The organism is Gelidibacter salicanalis (genome assembly GCF_016469035.1).
In the GTDB taxonomy this organism is placed as follows: domain Bacteria; phylum Bacteroidota; class Bacteroidia; order Flavobacteriales; family Flavobacteriaceae; genus Gelidibacter; species Gelidibacter salicanalis_A.
The window spans coordinates 1-214 of sequence record NZ_JAEHJZ010000549.1 but is presented as its reverse complement, the minus strand read 5'-3'; the positions used below and the strand labels follow the sequence as shown (position 1 = coordinate 214).

The 214-nt window shown below is 43.9% G+C and carries 1 protein-coding gene; it reads left to right on the top strand.

The features are described 5' to 3' along the window. A partial coding sequence (locus JEM65_RS22750; RefSeq protein WP_233530832.1) for a hypothetical protein occupies positions 1–187 on the top strand: 187 nt, incomplete at its 5' end. Positions 188–214: the final 27 nt, after the last annotated feature.

Here is a 214-nt window from a genome sequence, read left to right as displayed (position 1 = left end):
CTTCCACAATTCCAATGGCAATCTATCTGAAACGAGCTTTGTTTCCGTGACTGCCTTGAGGGCGGAGAAACTATCCAAGGTCACTCAGTTGGAAAGTTTGTCCCAATGCATTTCAAATGCAGCCGAAAGCACAGTGTTTCAGCGAAGAAGTATTGAAGACCTCTTTTCCAGACTTCTCTTCTCTTGAACATGTTCCAATTCCGTCGTTGACAAA